Source organism: Acidithiobacillus sp., assembly GCF_023255755.1.
In the GTDB taxonomy this organism is placed as follows: Bacteria; Pseudomonadota; Gammaproteobacteria; order Acidithiobacillales; family Acidithiobacillaceae; genus Acidithiobacillus.
Genome location: NZ_JAGDVS010000029.1, coordinates 6691 through 23252, shown reverse-complemented (window position 1 = coordinate 23252; position 16562 = coordinate 6691). Strand labels below are relative to the sequence as shown.

General features: G+C 59.3%; 13 protein-coding genes and 1 rRNA gene. 8 read left to right on the top strand and 6 right to left on the bottom strand.

Annotation, left to right across the window (positions count from 1 at the left end; genetic code table 11):
* The 3 genes from Q0C48_RS02300 to Q0C48_RS02290 form a co-directional block, all read right to left on the bottom strand.
* Window positions 1-795, bottom strand: a 16S ribosomal RNA gene (locus Q0C48_RS02300); the annotation flags it as partial.
* 189 nt (window positions 796-984) lie between these two features.
* On the bottom strand, window positions 985-2220 hold the full coding sequence (tyrS, locus tag Q0C48_RS02295; RefSeq protein WP_291521147.1) for a tyrosine--tRNA ligase: 1236 nt from the start codon (window positions 2218-2220) through the stop codon (window positions 985-987).
* 99 nt (window positions 2221-2319) lie between these two features.
* Window positions 2320-4611 (bottom strand): plasma-membrane proton-efflux P-type ATPase, encoded by a 2292-nt coding sequence (locus Q0C48_RS02290; RefSeq protein ID WP_291521145.1) that lies wholly within the window; start codon window positions 4609-4611, stop codon window positions 2320-2322.
* Between the two features lie 243 nt (window positions 4612-4854).
* Here Q0C48_RS02290 and panD point away from each other — a divergent pair, with 243 nt between their 5' ends.
* The 4 genes from panD (at window position 4855) to kch (ending at window position 8618) form a co-directional block, all read left to right on the top strand.
* Window positions 4855-5235, top strand: a complete 381-nt coding sequence (panD, locus tag Q0C48_RS02285; RefSeq protein WP_291521149.1) for an aspartate 1-decarboxylase — start codon at window positions 4855-4857, stop codon at window positions 5233-5235.
* A 24-nt stretch (window positions 5236-5259) separates the two neighbouring features.
* Entirely contained in the window at window positions 5260-6456 is a 1197-nt protein-coding gene (locus tag Q0C48_RS02280) for an MFS transporter (protein WP_291521143.1), read from the top strand.
* Window positions 6457-6603: 147 nt separating this feature from the next.
* Window positions 6604-7290 (top strand): ribosome biogenesis GTP-binding protein YihA/YsxC, encoded by a 687-nt coding sequence (yihA, locus tag Q0C48_RS02275; protein WP_291521141.1) that lies wholly within the window; start codon window positions 6604-6606, stop codon window positions 7288-7290.
* A 65-nt stretch (window positions 7291-7355) separates the two neighbouring features.
* A complete protein-coding gene (gene kch, locus Q0C48_RS02270) occupies window positions 7356-8618 on the top strand; it encodes a voltage-gated potassium channel protein (protein WP_291521139.1) in 1263 nt (420 codons plus the stop codon).
* A gap of 2 nt (window positions 8619-8620) precedes the next feature.
* Here the strand turns inward: kch and polA are convergent, their stop codons facing one another.
* Window positions 8621-11320 carry a DNA polymerase I gene (gene polA, locus Q0C48_RS02265; RefSeq protein ID WP_291521137.1) on the bottom strand — a complete coding sequence of 900 codons (2700 nt, stop codon included), beginning with the start codon at window positions 11318-11320 and terminating at the stop codon, window positions 8621-8623.
* Between the two features lie 69 nt (window positions 11321-11389).
* On the opposite strand from polA, the gene Q0C48_RS02260 reads away from it, so the two are divergent.
* The 3 genes from Q0C48_RS02260 to Q0C48_RS02250 are packed head-to-tail and all read left to right on the top strand — an operon-like array spanning window position 11390 to window position 13441.
* A complete protein-coding gene (locus Q0C48_RS02260; RefSeq protein ID WP_291521135.1) occupies window positions 11390-12109 on the top strand; it encodes a TIGR00730 family Rossman fold protein in 720 nt (239 codons plus the stop codon).
* A gap of 20 nt (window positions 12110-12129) precedes the next feature.
* Window positions 12130-12465, top strand: coding sequence for a DUF2782 domain-containing protein (locus Q0C48_RS02255; protein ID WP_291521133.1), 336 nt, complete (start codon window positions 12130-12132; stop codon window positions 12463-12465).
* A 43-nt stretch (window positions 12466-12508) separates the two neighbouring features.
* Entirely contained in the window at window positions 12509-13441 is a 933-nt protein-coding gene (locus Q0C48_RS02250) for a homoserine kinase (protein ID WP_291521131.1), read from the top strand.
* A gap of 179 nt (window positions 13442-13620) precedes the next feature.
* On the opposite strand, the gene Q0C48_RS02245 is transcribed toward Q0C48_RS02250, so the two are convergent.
* Both Q0C48_RS02245 and Q0C48_RS02240 read right to left on the bottom strand, forming a co-directional pair.
* On the bottom strand, window positions 13621-14028 hold the full coding sequence (locus Q0C48_RS02245) for a helix-hairpin-helix domain-containing protein (RefSeq protein WP_291521129.1): 408 nt from the start codon (window positions 14026-14028) through the stop codon (window positions 13621-13623).
* Between the two features lie 17 nt (window positions 14029-14045).
* A complete protein-coding gene (locus Q0C48_RS02240) occupies window positions 14046-16175 on the bottom strand; it encodes a UvrD-helicase domain-containing protein (RefSeq protein WP_291521127.1) in 2130 nt (709 codons plus the stop codon).
* 115 nt (window positions 16176-16290) lie between these two features.
* Between Q0C48_RS02240 and Q0C48_RS02235 the strand changes: the two genes are divergently transcribed.
* The coding region (locus Q0C48_RS02235; protein ID WP_291521125.1) for a DnaJ domain-containing protein at window positions 16291-16562 on the top strand (272 nt) is incomplete at its 3' end.

Here is a 16562-nt window from a genome sequence, read left to right as displayed (position 1 = left end):
CTACCAGGGTATCTAATCCTGTTTGCTCCCCACGCTTTCGTGCCTCAGCGTCAGTATTGGGCCAGGTGGCCGCCTTCGCCACTGATGTTCCTCCAGATCTCTACGCATTTCACCGCTACACCTGGAATTCCACCACCCTCTCCCATACTCTAGTGCGCCGGTTTCTACCGCCATTCCCAGGTTGAGCCCGGGGATTTCACGACAGACCTAACGTACCGCCTACGCACCCTTTACGCCCAGTGATTCCGATTAACGCTTGCACCCCCCGTATTACCGCGGCTGCTGGCACGGAGTTAGCCGGTGCTTCTTCTTGGGTTCACGTCAACAGCAGCTCGTATTAGGAACCACCTTTTCGTCCCCCACGAAAGGACTTTACAACCCGAAGGCCTTCTTCATCCACGCGGCATTGCTTCGTCAGGGTTGCCCCCATTGCGAAAAATTCCCCACTGCTGCCTCCCGTAGGAGTCTGGGCCGTGTCTCAGTCCCAGTGTGGCTGGTCGTCCTCTCAGACCAGCTACCGATCGTCGCCTTGGTAGGCCTTTACCCTACCAACTAGCTAATCAGACGTAGGCTCTCCTCTTAGCGCGAGGTCCGAAGATCCCCCGCTTTCCCCCTCAGGGCTCATGCGGTATTAGCCCAAGTTTCCCTGGGTTGTCCCCCACTCAAAGACAGATTCCTACGCATTACTCACCCGTCCGCCACTCGTCAGCATCCGAAGACCTGTTACCGTTCGACTTGCATGTGTTAGGCATGCCGCCAGCGTTCAATCTGAGCCAGGATCAAACTCTCTCGTTCAATCCGTCTTAAAACAATACTGCTCAGGGTATCTATCAGCACCTAAGTGCTCATATCACCCCTGGGTCTAAACCCCACACATCTCCACTCGGCTGGGAAAGAACAATCCGGACCGGAGTCCGGTGCGGCTCAGCGCCGCGTCGTGAGGGCGCATTATACGGAGCTCTCGAAGGGTGTCAACAGATGATTTCAGGTGGCGTGGGAATCGGCCTTGCTCAGGGAGACACGGGCAAAGTGGCGCTTACCAAACTGCAAAAGGTACGCCCCGCCCAAAGCCAGCGTGATAGCCGGATCGACCACCCGCTCGCCATCCACCCGTACTGCGCCCTCTTTCATCTTGCGCATAGCTTCGCTGGTACTGGTGGCGAGCTGCACTTGCACCAGGATCTGGCTGAGGCGCGGGTCTTCCTGCATGGAGAGCCTTTGCAGGGGCAGGTCATCCGGGGCTTCGTGGCGCTGAAAGCGTGCCAGGAAGGCGGTATGCGCTGCCTGAGCAGCCGCGGCGTCATGGAAACGGCCCACCAACTCATCGGCCAAGTTCAGCTTGATATCGCGCGGATTGCGCGCGCCACTGGCCGCCTCTTTTTGCAGGCGCGCCTGTTCTGCCGCAGGTACGCGGGAGAGCAGCGCGTAGTAACGCCACATCAAGGTATCCGAGATGGACATGACCTTGCCGAACATCTCCGCGGGCGCGTCTTCGACCGCGATGAAATTACCCAGGGATTTAGACATCTTTTGCACGCCGTCCAGGCCTTCGAGAATGGGCATGGTGAGCACCAACTGCGGTTTCTGGCCATACTCACGCTGTAATTCCCGGCCCACCAGCAGGTTGAAGCGCTGATCGGTACCGCCCAGTTCCACGTCCGCTTTGATGGCGACCGAGTCATAGCCTTGTAGCAAAGGATAGAGAAACTCGTGAATAGCGATGGGCTGATTCGCATTGTAGCGCTTGTTGAAGTCATCGCGTTCCAGCATGCGCGCCACAGTGTAACGCGCGGCGATCTGGATCAGCTCCTCAGGACGCAGGGCGCCCAGCCACTCAGAGTTAAACATCACCTCGGTGCGCTCGGGATCCAGTATCTTGAACACCTGACGCCGATAAGTCGCGGCATTGGCCACCACCTCTTCGCGACTCAGCGCTTTGCGGGTAACGCTCTTGCCCGTGGGGTCGCCGATCATGGCGGTAAAATCGCCGATAACGAAAAGCAGGCGATGGCCGAGATCCTGGAATTGACGGGCCTTATGGAGCAGCACCGTATGCCCCAAGTGCAGGTCCGGAGCAGTGGGATCCATGCCCAGCTTGATTCGCAGGGGTCTGTTATCGCGCTGTGCCGCCGCGAGCCGCGGCAGCATTTCGCCCTCGGGCAGCATGTCGACGGTGCCGAGCGCGATTTGTTCGAGTGCGTCCTGATATTTCGTTGTCATAGCTGAGCCAGTGTTTTGTAATGAGGCAGCATATTAGCATTGGCAGCGCCCCGGCTGAATGGTCTTTGCCGCCCCCCGGACATTCGCACCCCATCTCAATTAAGCACTGGTTAATCTCCGCAACAAAGGTACCTTGATCTGGTCGAGAATGAAGGTGTAGAACACCGTTACCAGAAGCAGGCAGGCGATAACCACTATCGGCAATGGCGCCATCAGCCAGCCCATAACGGCCAGACCGCTTACTACCAATACGTCCGCCAGACTTGCCCAGAGTAGGAAGCGACCAGGGATTGATCCCCAGAGATGGCCGCGCTCCCGCACCAAAAAAACATTAGCGAGCCCGGAAAATACCAGCCCAAGGAAATCCAAGGTCTGCACGGACGCCCGTGGCAGTCCCAGAGACCGGCCCACACCATACACGGCGAAGATATAAATCAGCCAGGCGAAAGCCACCACTAATGAGGAGAGGACCAGAGTACGAATATCCCAGCGGTCCGGTTTTGGCGAGGGACGCACATTATCCTCCGCCAGCGACATGGTCACGAAATCATTGGCGAAGAGCAGCAAAAGAACCAGCAGCGGAGTGACCACAAAGCTGCGGAATATTAAGAAACCCAGACTCAGGAACAAGGCGACCTGAAAGACCTTGACGATTTTGTTGAGGGTATAGGTGAGCATGCGCTGATAGACGCGCCGACCGGTGACCACCGCATCGAGCACCCCCTGCAGACCGGGCGTGGTAAGCACGAGGCTGGCCGCTGCCTTGGCAACGTCGGTGGCGCTTTCCACGGCCACGCCCATCTCCGCCTGTTTAAGCGCAGGGGCATCGTTGACGCCATCACCGGTCATGCCGACGATCCGGCCTTTTTTCTGCAACCCTTGCACCAGATGAAACTTATCGGCGGGGAAAACCCCGGCATACACGCCACAGTCCTCAGCCAGGGCATTGCGGTCACAAACGCTGCCCGTGATGGCCAGCGATGTCGCAACATTTTTTGCCGTCTGCAGGCTGTCGCCGGTGACCATGCGTACCCGCACGCCAAGTTCCTGCAAATGCTGGACGACTTCGGCAGCATCCGGGCGGATGGGGTCCGCGAGTGCGAGCAGACCGAGAAAGCGCGGTTGACCATCCGGGCCGGCCGCCACGGCGAGCACCCGTGCGCCACTGGCGGCGAGATCCGTTGTCGCTTGTTCCCAGTCCGTATTGCTGCAGAGTTTGGCGATGATCTGGGGTGCACCTTTGAGTGCGCGCCATGATGCGCCGTCCTGCATGAAAACCCCCTCCGACCGCTTGGTAGCGGGATCAAAGGGCACAAATTGCTGGCGATCAGGCAGATTGGCGATCTGGGTTGCCGACTTCTGGAGAATGGCGAGATCAATGGGATCCTGAGTGGCGTTGTCACTGGCTAGGGCGGCCATCTTCAGGAGTTCTGCCTCTTCCACGCCGGGCCAACCCGTTGTCTGACTGAGGCTGAGACGGTTCTGGGTGAGGGTGCCGGTTTTGTCACTACAGAGATCACTCATGGCGGCGGCTTCTTCCACAGCGGCCAGACGGGTGACCAGCACACCACGGTGCACCAGATGCAGAGACGCGATGGCGGTGGCCAGGGTGAAAGTGGCGGGCAGTGCCACCGGTACCGAAGCAACCAGCAGGATGAGCGCAAAAGGCAATATTTCCGCAAGAGGGATGTGGCTGGCGGCTGCGTAAATCAGGATCGCGGCAACGAGAATGACGTCCATCATTACCAGATAGCGGACAATGGAAAGAACCAGCTCTTCTAAATGACTTTTGACGCCGGCGCCGCGCACTAACTCAGCGGTTTTACCGAAATAACTCCTGGCACCGGTCGCCGTGACCTCCCCCGAGGCTTCACCGCGACGCACGATGGAGGCGGAATAGAGGGTGTCGCCCGTGGTGCATTCCACAGGCATGGATTCTCCCGTCAGGGCGGATTGGTCTACCAATATGCTGCCATCGCTGAGATGCAGATCGGCAGGAACCATATCGCCGGCCCGCACATGAACCAGATCACCCGTCACAAGGTCGGCGGCCGAGATGCTTTGCCATTGTCCGTCGCGACAGGCGCGGGCCTGAATCCGCAGTCGCTCTTTCAGCAGTTCCAGCGCGCTCTGCGCCTTGCGCTCCTGGCTGAAACCGAGCACCCCGTTAAAAATGAGGAGCAAAGTGATGATGATCGCTTCTGGCCACCTACCCAATATGGCTTCCAGAATCAGGGTGCCTTCCAGCATCCAGGGTACCGGTGCCCAAAACTTGTGGAGAAAGAGCAGCCAGTTTTTGGGTTTTTCTTCGGTGACTGCATTGGGGCCATATTGGGCAAGCCGTTGCCGCGCCTCGTCGCTACTCAGTCCGTTGCAAGTGTTTTCCGGCATATTCCGCTATCCCGATATCTTTTATGTTCGTTGAAGTATAGAACCCTGAAACCCACGAAGATTCCCCCGCAGGCCATGCTGGTAGTAAACTGCGCAGATTGCATTGCATTGGGAGCATGGCGTCATGTTAAACCTCTGGGGAGAAATGGTGATTGGGGCGGGGAGACCTGTTCTCCTGGCGTTTGTCGCCTGGGGGGCAAACCGGCTGGCGAATCGCTATCATTGGGATGAGAATCCACGATGATTTTGTTGACCTTGTTGAAGGGCAAACTGCATCGGGTGCGGGTTACCGCCGTCGAACTGGAATACGAGGGCTCCTGCGCGATTGACAGCGATCTGCTGGCTGCGGCGGGCATCCATCCTTACGAGCAAGTACACATTTACGATGTGAATAATGGGGATCGTTTCAGTACTTATGCGATCAGCGCACCGGCTGGTTCGGGGATCATTTCAGTCAATGGCGCCGCGGCGCGCCGGGTGGCCTTGGGGGACATCCTCATCATTGCGGCCTACGCGCAGGTGGTGGAAGAGAAGGTTGCCGGTTTTCGGCCACAACTGGTGTATGTGGATGAGCGCAATCGCATAACCCGACGCAGCCAGCAGATTGATCCTGTCCCCGCCTGAGCGGTGAACCCCTTGTTGAAGGGGGTGCCCCGTAATGCTCGGTTGCTGATGGGAGCGCGCGCCGCCCGCAGCGTAGGGCAGGGAGCGCTGGTAGTGGATTTCGCGCTCTATCTGCATGCCCTGCACTGGTCAGCGCTGAATATTGGCGTTTTGTACTCGGTTAGCCTGCTGGTCGGCGCTTTAGCGACCCTACTGGTGGGTCCCTTAAGCGATCACTTTGGTGCCAAAGGCTTTCTGTTGGGCTACGAGGGGGTTCAGCTCGTCGCAGCATCCATCGCGCTGAGTACGGCGCAGCCCGTCTGGCTCGCCCTGGCTGCCATTCTGGGGGCCTTCGGTCGCGGCGCCAACGGCGGAGCTGGCCCCTTCGCACCAGCGGAGCAATCCTGGATGTCGCGGAGTGTGGCCAGCGAGCAATGGGGAAAGATTTTTCACTTTAATACCAGCATCGGACTCTTTGGAATGGCAGGGGGTGCCACGCTGGCCGCCTTACCAGATATTTTAGCGGGCGTGTTGCCGGTTGCTGAGGCTTACAGACCGCTCTTCCTGATTGTCTTGCTGGGTTCGCTTATCTGTCTGCTGTTTTTGCATGCTGCAGAAGAGTCGCCGGTCGTTGCGGCATCAGCAGAGCAAAGTGAGCAGGTACAGACTGCTCCTCCGGCAGTGCGCAAGCCCATCTGGCGGGTGCTGCTGACTTTCGGCACTATTAATGCCCTGAATGGTCTGGGAATTGGTATGGTGGGGCCATTGATGGCGTACTGGTTTCACCTGCGCTTTGGGGTGGGACCAGCGGCGATTGGTGGCGCGATGGCACTCGCCTTCGTCAATGCCGCTTTCATGTCGCTGATCGGTCTGCGCCTCACCCGGCGCTTTGGCTTGGTGGGAACCGTTTTGCGCATGCGCCTGCTCGGGCTGGTTCTGTTGCTGGTTCTGCCGTTCTCGCCGTTTTTCTGGCTGGCGATGCTGATTTTTATCGCCCGTGGGGCATTGAATCAGGGGAGCATAGGCTCGCGGCAGGCGCTATTTCTCGGCTTGGTGGACGAGGACCGACGTGGCCTGGCCGCAACGGTGAACAGTCTGTCTGTACAGGCTCCGCGTGCTATTGGTCCGACGATTGCTGCCCTGTTTTTTCAATCAGAGATGCTGATAACGCCCTTTCTCATTGCGGGGGTGCTGCAAGGCGCGTATTTGTATTTTTTTCAGCGATTTTTTAGAAAAGAATGACGCGCAACACGGATGACAAGGTGAGGAAATAACCGAGGCGACGATAGCCTCCTTATCCACCGTCTAGGCCCGCGCCCAGACTGTGGGGGGCGCAACTTTTATGGTTTCGCATTGCCAGACGGGGTAGGCGGCGACTATGCTCTAGGCATGGACCATACCAACCCCAATTCCTTTCGTTTCGCGCCGCTACGGCGGGCTGCCTACCGCCTGAGTGTGACCCGAGCGGAACAGTTACCCGCCGACGATGGCGCCGAAGTGGCTATTGCTGGCCGCTCCAACGTCGGCAAGTCATCCACCCTCAATATGCTGACCGAGCGCCGGGCCCTGGCGCGGGTCAGTCGCACCCCGGGCCGTACCCAGGCCATCAATGTTTTCGACCTCGATCCGGGTCAGCGCCTCGTGGATCTGCCTGGCTACGGGTATGCCAAGGTACCCGAGGCGCTGCGGCGCTCCTGGGGACCGTTGCTGGAACAATATCTGCGGCGGCGCGGCAGTTTGCGCGGATTAATCCTGGTGATGGATATCCGCCACCCCTACGGCCCCCATGACGCCGATCTCATTGCCTTCGCGGCGGGCTGCGGAAGGCCAGTGCATGTCTTGTTGAACAAGGCAGACAAACTCAGTCGCGGCGCGGCGATTCAAGAAATGGCCCGCCTGCGGCGGATTCCGGAATTGCATGGGGTCGCCATGCAGCTCTTCTCCGCCCAATCAGGGCTTGGTATAGACGAGTTGCATGAACGTATAGCGAGTTGGCTCACGCCAGAAGCAGAAAAAGAAACCCCGGCCTTGGCCGGGGCTAATAGCGAGTCCTCAAAGGGAGGGGAGGACTCATGATCCGGCCAGGGAGGGCAGACCGGATCCGGATAACCAACAGGTCATCCACGGTTTTGGAGTGAGGCGTGCGCAAAAAGTTCAGTGAACACCATCCCTGGCATGTGTTGCGGCCAGACTGGCGTGCCCGCTGGCACGCACGCGGGCAGCGCTGGGCAAACATCCTCCACCTGGAACACTGGTATCCGCATTTTCCCATCGCGGCGGCGGTAGGTTTTCTCGGGCTCTTCAATATCCTCCCGGCGCTGGAGCATCTGCTGGGCCTGAGCTACGTCGGCAGGTTGGCAGACGTCTCTCACAGCTTTGTGCTCGATGCCTTTCGCGGCATTCCCCAGGGTGCGGCGGGCATCATCTTGCTGATCATGTCCCTGGGCCTGCTCTTTCGCTCCCGTTTTGCCTGGGCCATCGTCCTGATCATGGCGATGGCCATCCTTGTCTTCGGAATTTATCGGCACCCCCATCAGATCTCCGTGCTGCTTTACTACAATGCCGCGCTGGTCTTTTTCCTGTGGATATTTCGTGGCCGTTTTAACCGCAGCAGTCTGGCAACTGGCACGCTGTTTGCCTTGGTCGGCGCCATTATGGTCATGAGTTATGGCGTCTTTGGCGCATATATTTTGGGGAACGGATTCAAACCGCAGATTCATAGCCTTTCTTCGGCACTCTATTTTTCGGTAGTCACCATGGCCACCGTGGGCTATGGAGATATCCTGCCGGTCAGCAACGAATCGCGACTTTTTGTGGTATCTTTAATCGTATTGGGAATAACGGTATTTGCTACTTCGCTTTCCGCTATTATCGTCCCGGCCGTGAATAATCGCCTGCAATCTGCCCTGCAAGGAGAAAAACGCCGCATGATTCGTAAAGGCCATTATATTATTGCGGGTGACACCCCGCTGGCGCGCAACAGCTATCGCGAACTCAAGGGACGCAATCTGCCCGTCGTAGTGATCATGGGACACCAGCCTGATGACTCCATCTATCAGCCAGAGGATTTGGTCATCGGCGACTCCAGCGATACAGATGTGCTGCGCAGTGCCGGTGCCGAGCAGGCTGCGGCCGTACTGGCTTTACGTGCCGACGACTCGGAAAACGCCTTTGTGGTGCTGGCTGTCAAAGAAATGGAGGGGTCGGCCAAAACCGTGGCTGCCGTCAACGACAGCAAAAATCTGGGGCGCGTCCGCCGGGTGCAGCCGGATATGATTATCGCCCCCCAGGTGTTGGGCGGGGAACTGCTGGCCATGGCCCTCAACGGCGAACAACTTGACAGTAATGCGGTGATGAAGATGTTCCGCTTCAGCAGCGGGACGGAGACTGCCAGAAAAGACTGAGCTCAGCCGTGCGCTTCATCCCAGTGCTTGCCGACACCCAACCCCACGAGTAGCGGCACCGCCAGTTCTGCTACACCTTCCATACGCGCCCTTAGTGCCGACTTCGCAGCCTCCAGGCCGGCCTCCGGCACCTCCAGAATCAGTTCGTCATGCACCTGGAGAATCATCCGACCACGCTCGGGCTGTTCCTGCAACCAGACATCCACGGCAATCATTGCCATTTTGATGAGATCCGCCGCAGTGCCCTGCATAGGTGCGTTAATGGCCGCACGCTCGGCATAATTACGCCGGGCCGGATTGCTGGAGCGAATTTCCGGTACATACAGACGGCGGCCAAAGAGCGTCTCCACATAGCCCTGCTTTTTCGCCAGGGCACGGGTCTGCTCCATATACTCGAGAACGCCCGGATAACGCTCAAAGTAACGGTCCATGTACTGTCGCGCCGCCGCCTGATCAATGCCCAACTGTTGCGCGAGGCCGTAGGGCGTCTGCCCATAGATCAGACCGAAGTTGATGGCCTTGGCCGCCCGGCGCGCAGCACTGTCCACCGCCTCCGGTGCCAGATTAAAGACCTCGGCAGCGGTAACCGCATGGATGTCCTGTTTCTCCGCAAAGGCTTGCAACAGACGGGCATCCCTGGAGAGATGGGCCATGATACGCAGTTCGATCTGCGAGTAATCGGCGCTCAGCAGCCAGTGCCCCTCCTCGGCGACAAAAGCCTGACGGATACGCCGGCCCTGTTCGGTACGCACCGGGATATTTTGCAGATTCGGATCGCTGGAGGAGAGGCGTCCGGTGGCCGCCACCGCCTGCTGAAAATGGGTATGGACCCGGCCGGTGTCGGGATTGATCATCTGCGGCAGTGCATCCGCATAGGTGTTTTTGAGCTTGGCCATGCCACGATAATCGAGAATCAGGCGCGGCAGATCGGCGTGAACAGCGAGCTGGGCGAGCACGTCTTCATTGGTCGACGGCTGACCGCCGGGAGTTTTCTTGAGTACCGGCAACTGCATCTTGTCGAAGAGGATTTCCTGAATCTGCTTGGGGGAGTTGAGGTTGAAGGATTGCCCCGCCAGAACAAAGGCCTTCTGTTCACAGTCCGCCATGTCTTTACTCAGTTCCGTGCTCAGCACTTCGAGCTGGGCGCGATCGACTTTGACACCCGCTTCTTCCATACGCGCCAGCACCAGCACCAGCGGCATTTCTATTTCCATCAACACGCGCTGCAAACCGGGCTCGCTGGCGAACTGCGGCCAGAGCTGCGCATCCACACGCAGACAGACATCCGCGTCTTCTGCCGCATAAGGCAGTGCCTCCGCTATCGGCACATCGGCAAAACTACGCGCCGACTTGCCTTTGCCGACCACTTCTTCGTAGCGGATGTTCTGATGTTGCAGATAGCGCTCGGCGAGGGTATCGAGATCATGGCCGTTGTGACTGCTGTTAAAGACGTAGCTTTCCAGCAACGTGTCGCGGGCCAGACCGGCGGGGGGGATGCCATGCCGCCAGAAAACCCGCCAATCGTATTTAGCGTTCTGGGCCAGCTTGGCGGCCTGTGGGTCTTCCAGCCAGGGGCGCAAGGCGGTGAGGACGGTCTGCCGATCCAGTTGCGGACTACCGTCGCGGTGGCCAACGGGAATGTAGACGGCCTGATAGCCACCACCACCCGGCCAGGCGCAGGAAATCCCCACCAGATCGGCATGAAGCGGGTCGAGGCTCGTGGTTTCCGTGTCCAGAGCGACCACATCGGCCGTTTTCAGGGCGAGCAGCAACGCATCCAGCGCTTCCGCAGTGGTGATGGCCTGGTAGGCGGCGCGATCAATCTCACTGCTCCGCTTTTCTGGCACCTTCCCCGCATCGTCCGCAGGCAGGTCCCTGAGCCAGGCATGGAAACCCAGGCGCTGCGCCAACGCCCGCAGGGCGACCACATCCGCCGCCCGGCGGGCGTAAGTCGCGGCAGGCAGTGTCAGATCACAGCGAATGGTCGCCAGATCGCGGCTCAAAGGCAGAAAATGTGCGGAGGCACGCAGCGCCTCACCCACCTTGCCACCGATGTCGCCGGCATGGGCCAGCACACCGTCCAGATCGTCATATTGCGTCAGCCACCGGGCGGCCGTTTTCGGTCCGGCGCCCGGCACGCCGGGGATGTTATCCACCTTGTCGCCGATCAGCGCCAGCAGGTCGGCAATACGCTCCGGCGGCACACCAAAGCGCTCCTCAACCCCGGCCACATCCGTTTCGACACCTTTCATGGTGTCGATAAGCCGCACTCGCGGGTTCACCAACTGCGCCATATCCTTGTCGCCGGTGACGATAAGCACCTGCTGGTCGGGCGCCGCCTCCCGGGCCAGGGTGCCGATCACGTCATCCGCCTCCACGTCGGGCTCGATCACGAGCGGCAGGCCGGTGGCCCTGATCCAGTCGTGCAGCAGCGGAATCTGGGCCCGTAGCTCCTCCGGCATGGAGGGCCGCTGTGCCTTATACTCAGGATAAAGTCTGTCCCGGAACGTGCCGCCGGGAGCGTCGAATATGACGATGATTTCGTCACTCGGATACTCTTTGAGCAAGCGGCGAAGCATGTTAGCGACGCCGTAAATAGCTCCGGTCGGAAGATTGTCCGGGGCGCGCAGGTCGGGCAGCGCGTGAAAGGCGCGATAGAGGAAGCTGGAGGCATCGACGAGGATACGGGGGTCTTGGGGCATGGTCTGGGACTTCTCCGCGGATTTCCGTCATAATACGGAAAATCACCACCATTGACACGGGAATGACGGATGCGGGCACATCTCGAAGAGGAAAAACTGCGCGATAAGGGCGAGGGACGCCTCACCCGCGAGGCCTGGAAAATCTTTCAGATTATTGCCGAGTTTGTGCATGGCTACGAAAAACTGGCCGACGTCGAACCCTGTGTCAGCATTTTCGGTTCAGCCCGCATCGACCAGGAACATCCCTGGTATCTGAAAGCCCAGGAGATCGCCGAGAAACTCTCCAATGCCGGGTTTTCCGTCATCAGCGGGGGTGGTCCCGGAGTGATGGAAGCCGCCAACAAGGGCGCCTTTCGCGGCACGGGCTACAGCATCGGGCTCAATATCGAACTGCCCCACGAGCAGCATATTAACCCCTACCAGGATGTTTCCATATCCTTCGAGCATTTTTACTCACGCAAGGTCATGTTCGTGAAATACGCGGTCGCCTATGTGGTGATGCCGGGTGGTTTCGGAACCCTGGACGAACTTGCCGAGTGTCTGACCCTGGTACAGACCGGGAAGACGCGCAAGATGCCCATCATTCTGGTGGAGTCCAGTTTCTGGAAAGGACTGATCGACTGGTGGCGGGAATCCATGCTGACGGCGGGGACCATCAAGCCGGAAGATCTCCATCTCATCACCATTATCGACGACACCGACGAAGTAGTATCGGCCATTTTCAATCACTATGAAAAACGCGGCTTTGCGCCGTCTGCCGCTGAGACAGAGGCCCTTCTCAACCTTTAATGGCCCCAGGGAGTATTATCATGTCCATACGTATCTTCGCCCTAGTTGTCGGTATCTGCTTTGCGTTAGTCACCAGCTTCTCCGCATGGGCTGCGGATGATCTCCAAAAACTGCATCTGCCCACGCTGGCTCCCGAGGCCAAGACCGGGCCTAAAGCCGAGATCAAGGTGCCACAAGGCTCCAAGATTGAAGAATATAAGGTCAATGGCAAAGTGTACATGGTCAAGGTCATCCCGCCCAAGCCTTTTCCACCCTATTATCTGGAAGACAAGGGTGGCACCGGTCGCTTCACCGAAGTGCCGCAGACGGCGGCTGAACACCTGAGTGTACCCCAGTGGGTTATTTTCCGCTGGTAAAGTAGCCCTGTTCATTCCTGATCTCTGAGCGAAAGTGCCGTTTATGTCTGTTTATACCAATGTCAGTGACCTCGAACTCGCGCAATTTCTCAGGGATTATGACCTCGGCGTCGCCCGTGCGCTGACCGGCATTTCCGCCGGGGTAGAGAACAGTAACTATTTCCTCGACACCGAAAAGGGTCACTTTGTCCTGACGCTTTTCGAGCGTCTGCCGCGCAACAAAATCCCCTATTTTCTTAATCTCACCGAATGGCTGAGCCTGCACGGCATTCCCTGCCCGCGCCCCATGCATACCACGGCAGGAAACAGCCTCAGCACGTTATGTGGTAAACCCGCCGCCATCGTTCAGCGCCTGAGCGGTACGTCCATCGAAGGGCGGGCGCCCTCTGTTGCCGAAATCAGCGCGCTTGGAACCTTGCTGGCGCGGATGCACCTGGCCGGGGAGAACTTTCCGGAGCGGCACCCCAATCCGGCCGGACTCACCTGGTGGCAGGAGACAGCCAGACATCTGGTGCCCCACCTGAGCCCGGAGGACAACGCCATCATTATGGAAGAGCTGACCTATCAGGGCGCGCTGGATCGCGCAGCAATTCCCGGCGGCGTCGTCCATGCGGATCTTTTCCCCGATAATGTTTTGTTCGAGAACGGCCAGATCTCCGGCACCATCGATTTTTACTACGCTGGGGATGATGCTTGGCTCTACGACTTGGCGGTGGTGGCCAACTCCTGGTGCTCGGAAGCCGATGGTTGTTTTGACCGGGCATTAGTTACGGCGTTATGGGATGCCTATGTGGCTGCCCGCCCTCTACAGACCGGCGAGGAAGTGTTGTGGTTCCCGCTGCTGCGCGCCGCCGCCCTGCGCTTCTGGCTCCTGCGCCTGGATGCCGTGCACTTTCGCCGCCCCGGGGCCATCACCCAGTGCAAAGACCCGGAGGAATACCGGCGGATTCTTCTCAAGCGCCGCCAGATGGTATAAACACCAGCCCGCCACAGATCTGCAACACCTCAACAAGATCACGACTTCAGGGTTTATGATCCGGCAGCTTCTTCCCCGACCAGTGCGCAATCAACGCCAGCGCAATGCCGAAGAACAAGCCCTCGCTGGCGGGCAAGGCCCAATCCGGATGAAATACAGCCAGATCATTGCGGGGTAGCTTAGTCTTTGAGCGAGAAGGCATTGCTCTGTGGAGAACTTTCCAGAATATAGCCGTGACTTCCGCGCCGAACGACGCGTTCCTCTCCCACAGGCACTGCAGCATGGGAATGACCAGCCTGTCGGGCGGTTTTTTGCGGTAACACCGAGTCGCCGCTGAGGCTCACCACCGGGCGCAAGTGCTCTAATAGCTTGGGACCGATGCCATGGACGCTGGCGAGCTCATCCACGCTCTTGAAAGACCCATGCGCCTGTCGGTATTCCAGCACCGCCTGTGCCTTGGCCGGACCAATGCCCGGCAGCGCATCCAGTGCCGCAGCATCAGCGGTATTGATATTCACCGACGCCCAGACGGCAGGGGCAAAAAGCAGGAACAGTAAGCACAAAAATCCCCGTAATCCTGTTTTCATCACGCTCCACTCCTTTTTTATGGCAAACCCTCCAAAGCCACCACCCCCAGCGCCAGCCACTTGCTGCCCGAGGCGAACTGCACCTGAATTCGGCCCTGGCGGCCGCCCGGCTCATAATCCAGCACCATCCCCTCGCCAAAAACCGGGTGCTGGAGGCGTGAGCCCAGCGGAAAGGGCCTATCCGGTGCCGTTGCCCGCACGGGTATAACAGGTCGGCTGACGCGCGCGCGCGGTCGCAGTTCCTGCAAAAGCTCCTGGGGAATCTCCCGCAGAAAGCGCGAAGGCATGGTCATCCGCTCACTGCCATGCAGGCGGCGGCTCTCGGCATGGCTGATGACCAGCAGACGCATGGCCCGGGTCATGCCCACATAGCAAAGACGCCGTTCTTCGGCCAGTCCCTGGGGGTCTTCCAGAGAGCGCTGGTGGGGGAAAAGTCCTTCTTCCAGCCCCACCAGAAACACCAGTGGGAACTCCAGGCCCTTGGCGCTGTGCAAGCTCATCAACTGCACGCAGTCCTCCCAGGCATCCCCGGCGCCGTCTCCTGCCTCCAGGGCGGCATGGGTCAGAAACTCCGAGAGCATGTTCCCCGGCTGTGGTGCCAGATCGCCCAGATTCGGGTCAGACGACCAGTCCTGGGCATAACTGCGCGCGGCGTTGGTCAATTCGTCCAGGTTCTCCAGGCGGCCTTCAGCGCGGTTACCCTCGCGGGCGTGCCATTCGCGCAAGCCGGTACGGGCCAGCACCATCTCCACCCGCTCGCCGAGATCCGTCTCCGCGGTCTGCGCGGCAAGTGCATCCACCAGAGTAAGAAAGACATTGATTTTCGGCTGCCCCAGCTCACCCGCTGCCTGCCAGAGCGACAGGCCCCGCTCCCGGGCCAGGTTGCGCAGCCGATCCACACTGACCGCACCGATGCCCCGCGCCGGCACATTCACCACTCGTTCAAAGGAAGCATCGTCGTGACGATTTACCGTGAGGCGCAGGTAGGCGAGGGTATCCTTGATTTCCGCCCGCTCGAAGAAGCGGAGGCCTCCATACACCCGATAGGGCATTCCTTCACGCACCAGCACTTCTTCAAAGGCCCGCGACTGGGCATTGGAGCGGTAGAGGATGGCGCATTCGGCACGGCGGCCACCGGCGCCCAGCCACTGCTGAATACGCCCCACCACATAACGCGCCTCATCCACTTCGTTATAGGCGGTGTATAACTGAATGGCGTCACCACCCGGCTCCGCCGTCCACAGGGTTTTCCCCAGACGATCAGGATTGTGAGCGATGACGGCATTGGCGGCATCCAAAATGGGTGTCGTCGAACGGTAGTTCTGCTCCAGCCGCACCACCTGTGCCCCGGCAAAGTCTTCTGCGAAGCGCAGCAGATTCTCCACTCGCGCACCACGCCAGGCATAGATGGACTGGTCATCATCGCCGACCACAAAAATCTGCCCATGCCGCGCCAGCCCCTTCAGCCAGGCATATTGCACCGCATTGGTGTCCTGAAACTCGTCCACCAGAATATGCTGAAAACGGCGCTGATAATGATCGAGGATTTCCTGCGATTCCCAGAGACGCAGGGCGTAGAGCAACAGGTCACCGAAGTCCACCAGCCCTGAGCGCTTTTTAGCCGCTTCATAGGCGCTGTAGATGGGAACGAAGGGCGCCGCTGCCGGGCCTTCATACTGTAGCACCTGCTCCGGCCCCAGACCCTCGTCTTTCCAGCGACCGATACGCCCGGCCATGGCCCGCGGCGGCCACTGCTTCTCATCCATCTGCACTTCACGCATGATCCGCCGCAGCAGGCGCTGGCTATCGTCGGCATCCAGAACCTGAAAGTCTGCGGGCAAGCCCAGCGTTTCGTGATGCATGCGCAGCAGGCGGTGGGCGATGCCGTGGAAGGTGCCCATCCACAAGGCCCGTAAATCCATGGCCACCATGCCATCCAGCCGCCCGCGCATGGCGCGGGCCGCCTTGTTGGTGAAGGTCACCGCGAGAATCTCGCCGGGATGTACGCCTCCTTCCAGCAAATGGGCAATGCGGCTGGTCAGCACCCGCGTTTTGCCGGAGCCCGCCCCCGCCAGCACCAGCGCCGGGCCGGGCGGCAGGGTTACCGCCTCCATCTGGCGGGGATTGAGAGCAGACCATTCAGACACAGCAACTCCTCGGGCTTGGGCATCCAAGCTTGAAAATACGGCATAATAACCGCATTGTGAAAGCAGACTTGCAGTCGGGCCGCTGTCTGCTATAACCAATGATAAGGGGGATGAGTTGGAATACAAGGACTACTACAAAATTCTGGGTGTCGAACGCAGCGCTGATGCCGACGCGATCAAGACGTCTTATCGCAAAATGGCGCGCAAATATCACCCTGACGTAAGCAAGGAAAAGGATGCGGAAGACCGCTTCAAGGATCTTCAGGAAGCCTATGAGGTGCTCAAAGACCCGGAGAAGCGCGCCGCCTATGACCAGTTGGGCAGCAACTGGCGCGCCGGTCAGGAGTTCCGGCCGCCGCCCGGCTGGGGACAGCAGGCCGGGGGGGG

What these genes read in the sequence shown, in the direction of transcription:
- tyrS (WP_291521147.1), bottom strand. Translation starts at nt 2,220, where the DNA reads ATGACAACGAAATATCAGGACGCACTCGAACAAATCGCGCTCGGCACC.
- Q0C48_RS02290 (WP_291521145.1), bottom strand. Translation starts at nt 4,611, where the DNA reads ATGCCGGAAAACACTTGCAACGGACTGAGTAGCGACGAGGCGCGGCAA.
- yihA (WP_291521141.1), top strand. Translation starts at nt 6,604, where the DNA reads ATGGACCATACCAACCCCAATTCCTTTCGTTTCGCGCCGCTACGGCGG.
- polA (WP_291521137.1), bottom strand. Translation starts at nt 11,320, where the DNA reads ATGCCCCAAGACCCCCGTATCCTCGTCGATGCCTCCAGCTTCCTCTAT.
- Q0C48_RS02260 (WP_291521135.1), top strand. Translation starts at nt 11,390, where the DNA reads ATGCGGGCACATCTCGAAGAGGAAAAACTGCGCGATAAGGGCGAGGGA.
- Q0C48_RS02255 (WP_291521133.1), top strand. Translation starts at nt 12,130, where the DNA reads ATGTCCATACGTATCTTCGCCCTAGTTGTCGGTATCTGCTTTGCGTTA.
- Q0C48_RS02250 (WP_291521131.1), top strand. Translation starts at nt 12,509, where the DNA reads ATGTCTGTTTATACCAATGTCAGTGACCTCGAACTCGCGCAATTTCTC.
- Q0C48_RS02245 (WP_291521129.1), bottom strand. Translation starts at nt 14,028, where the DNA reads ATGAAAACAGGATTACGGGGATTTTTGTGCTTACTGTTCCTGCTTTTT.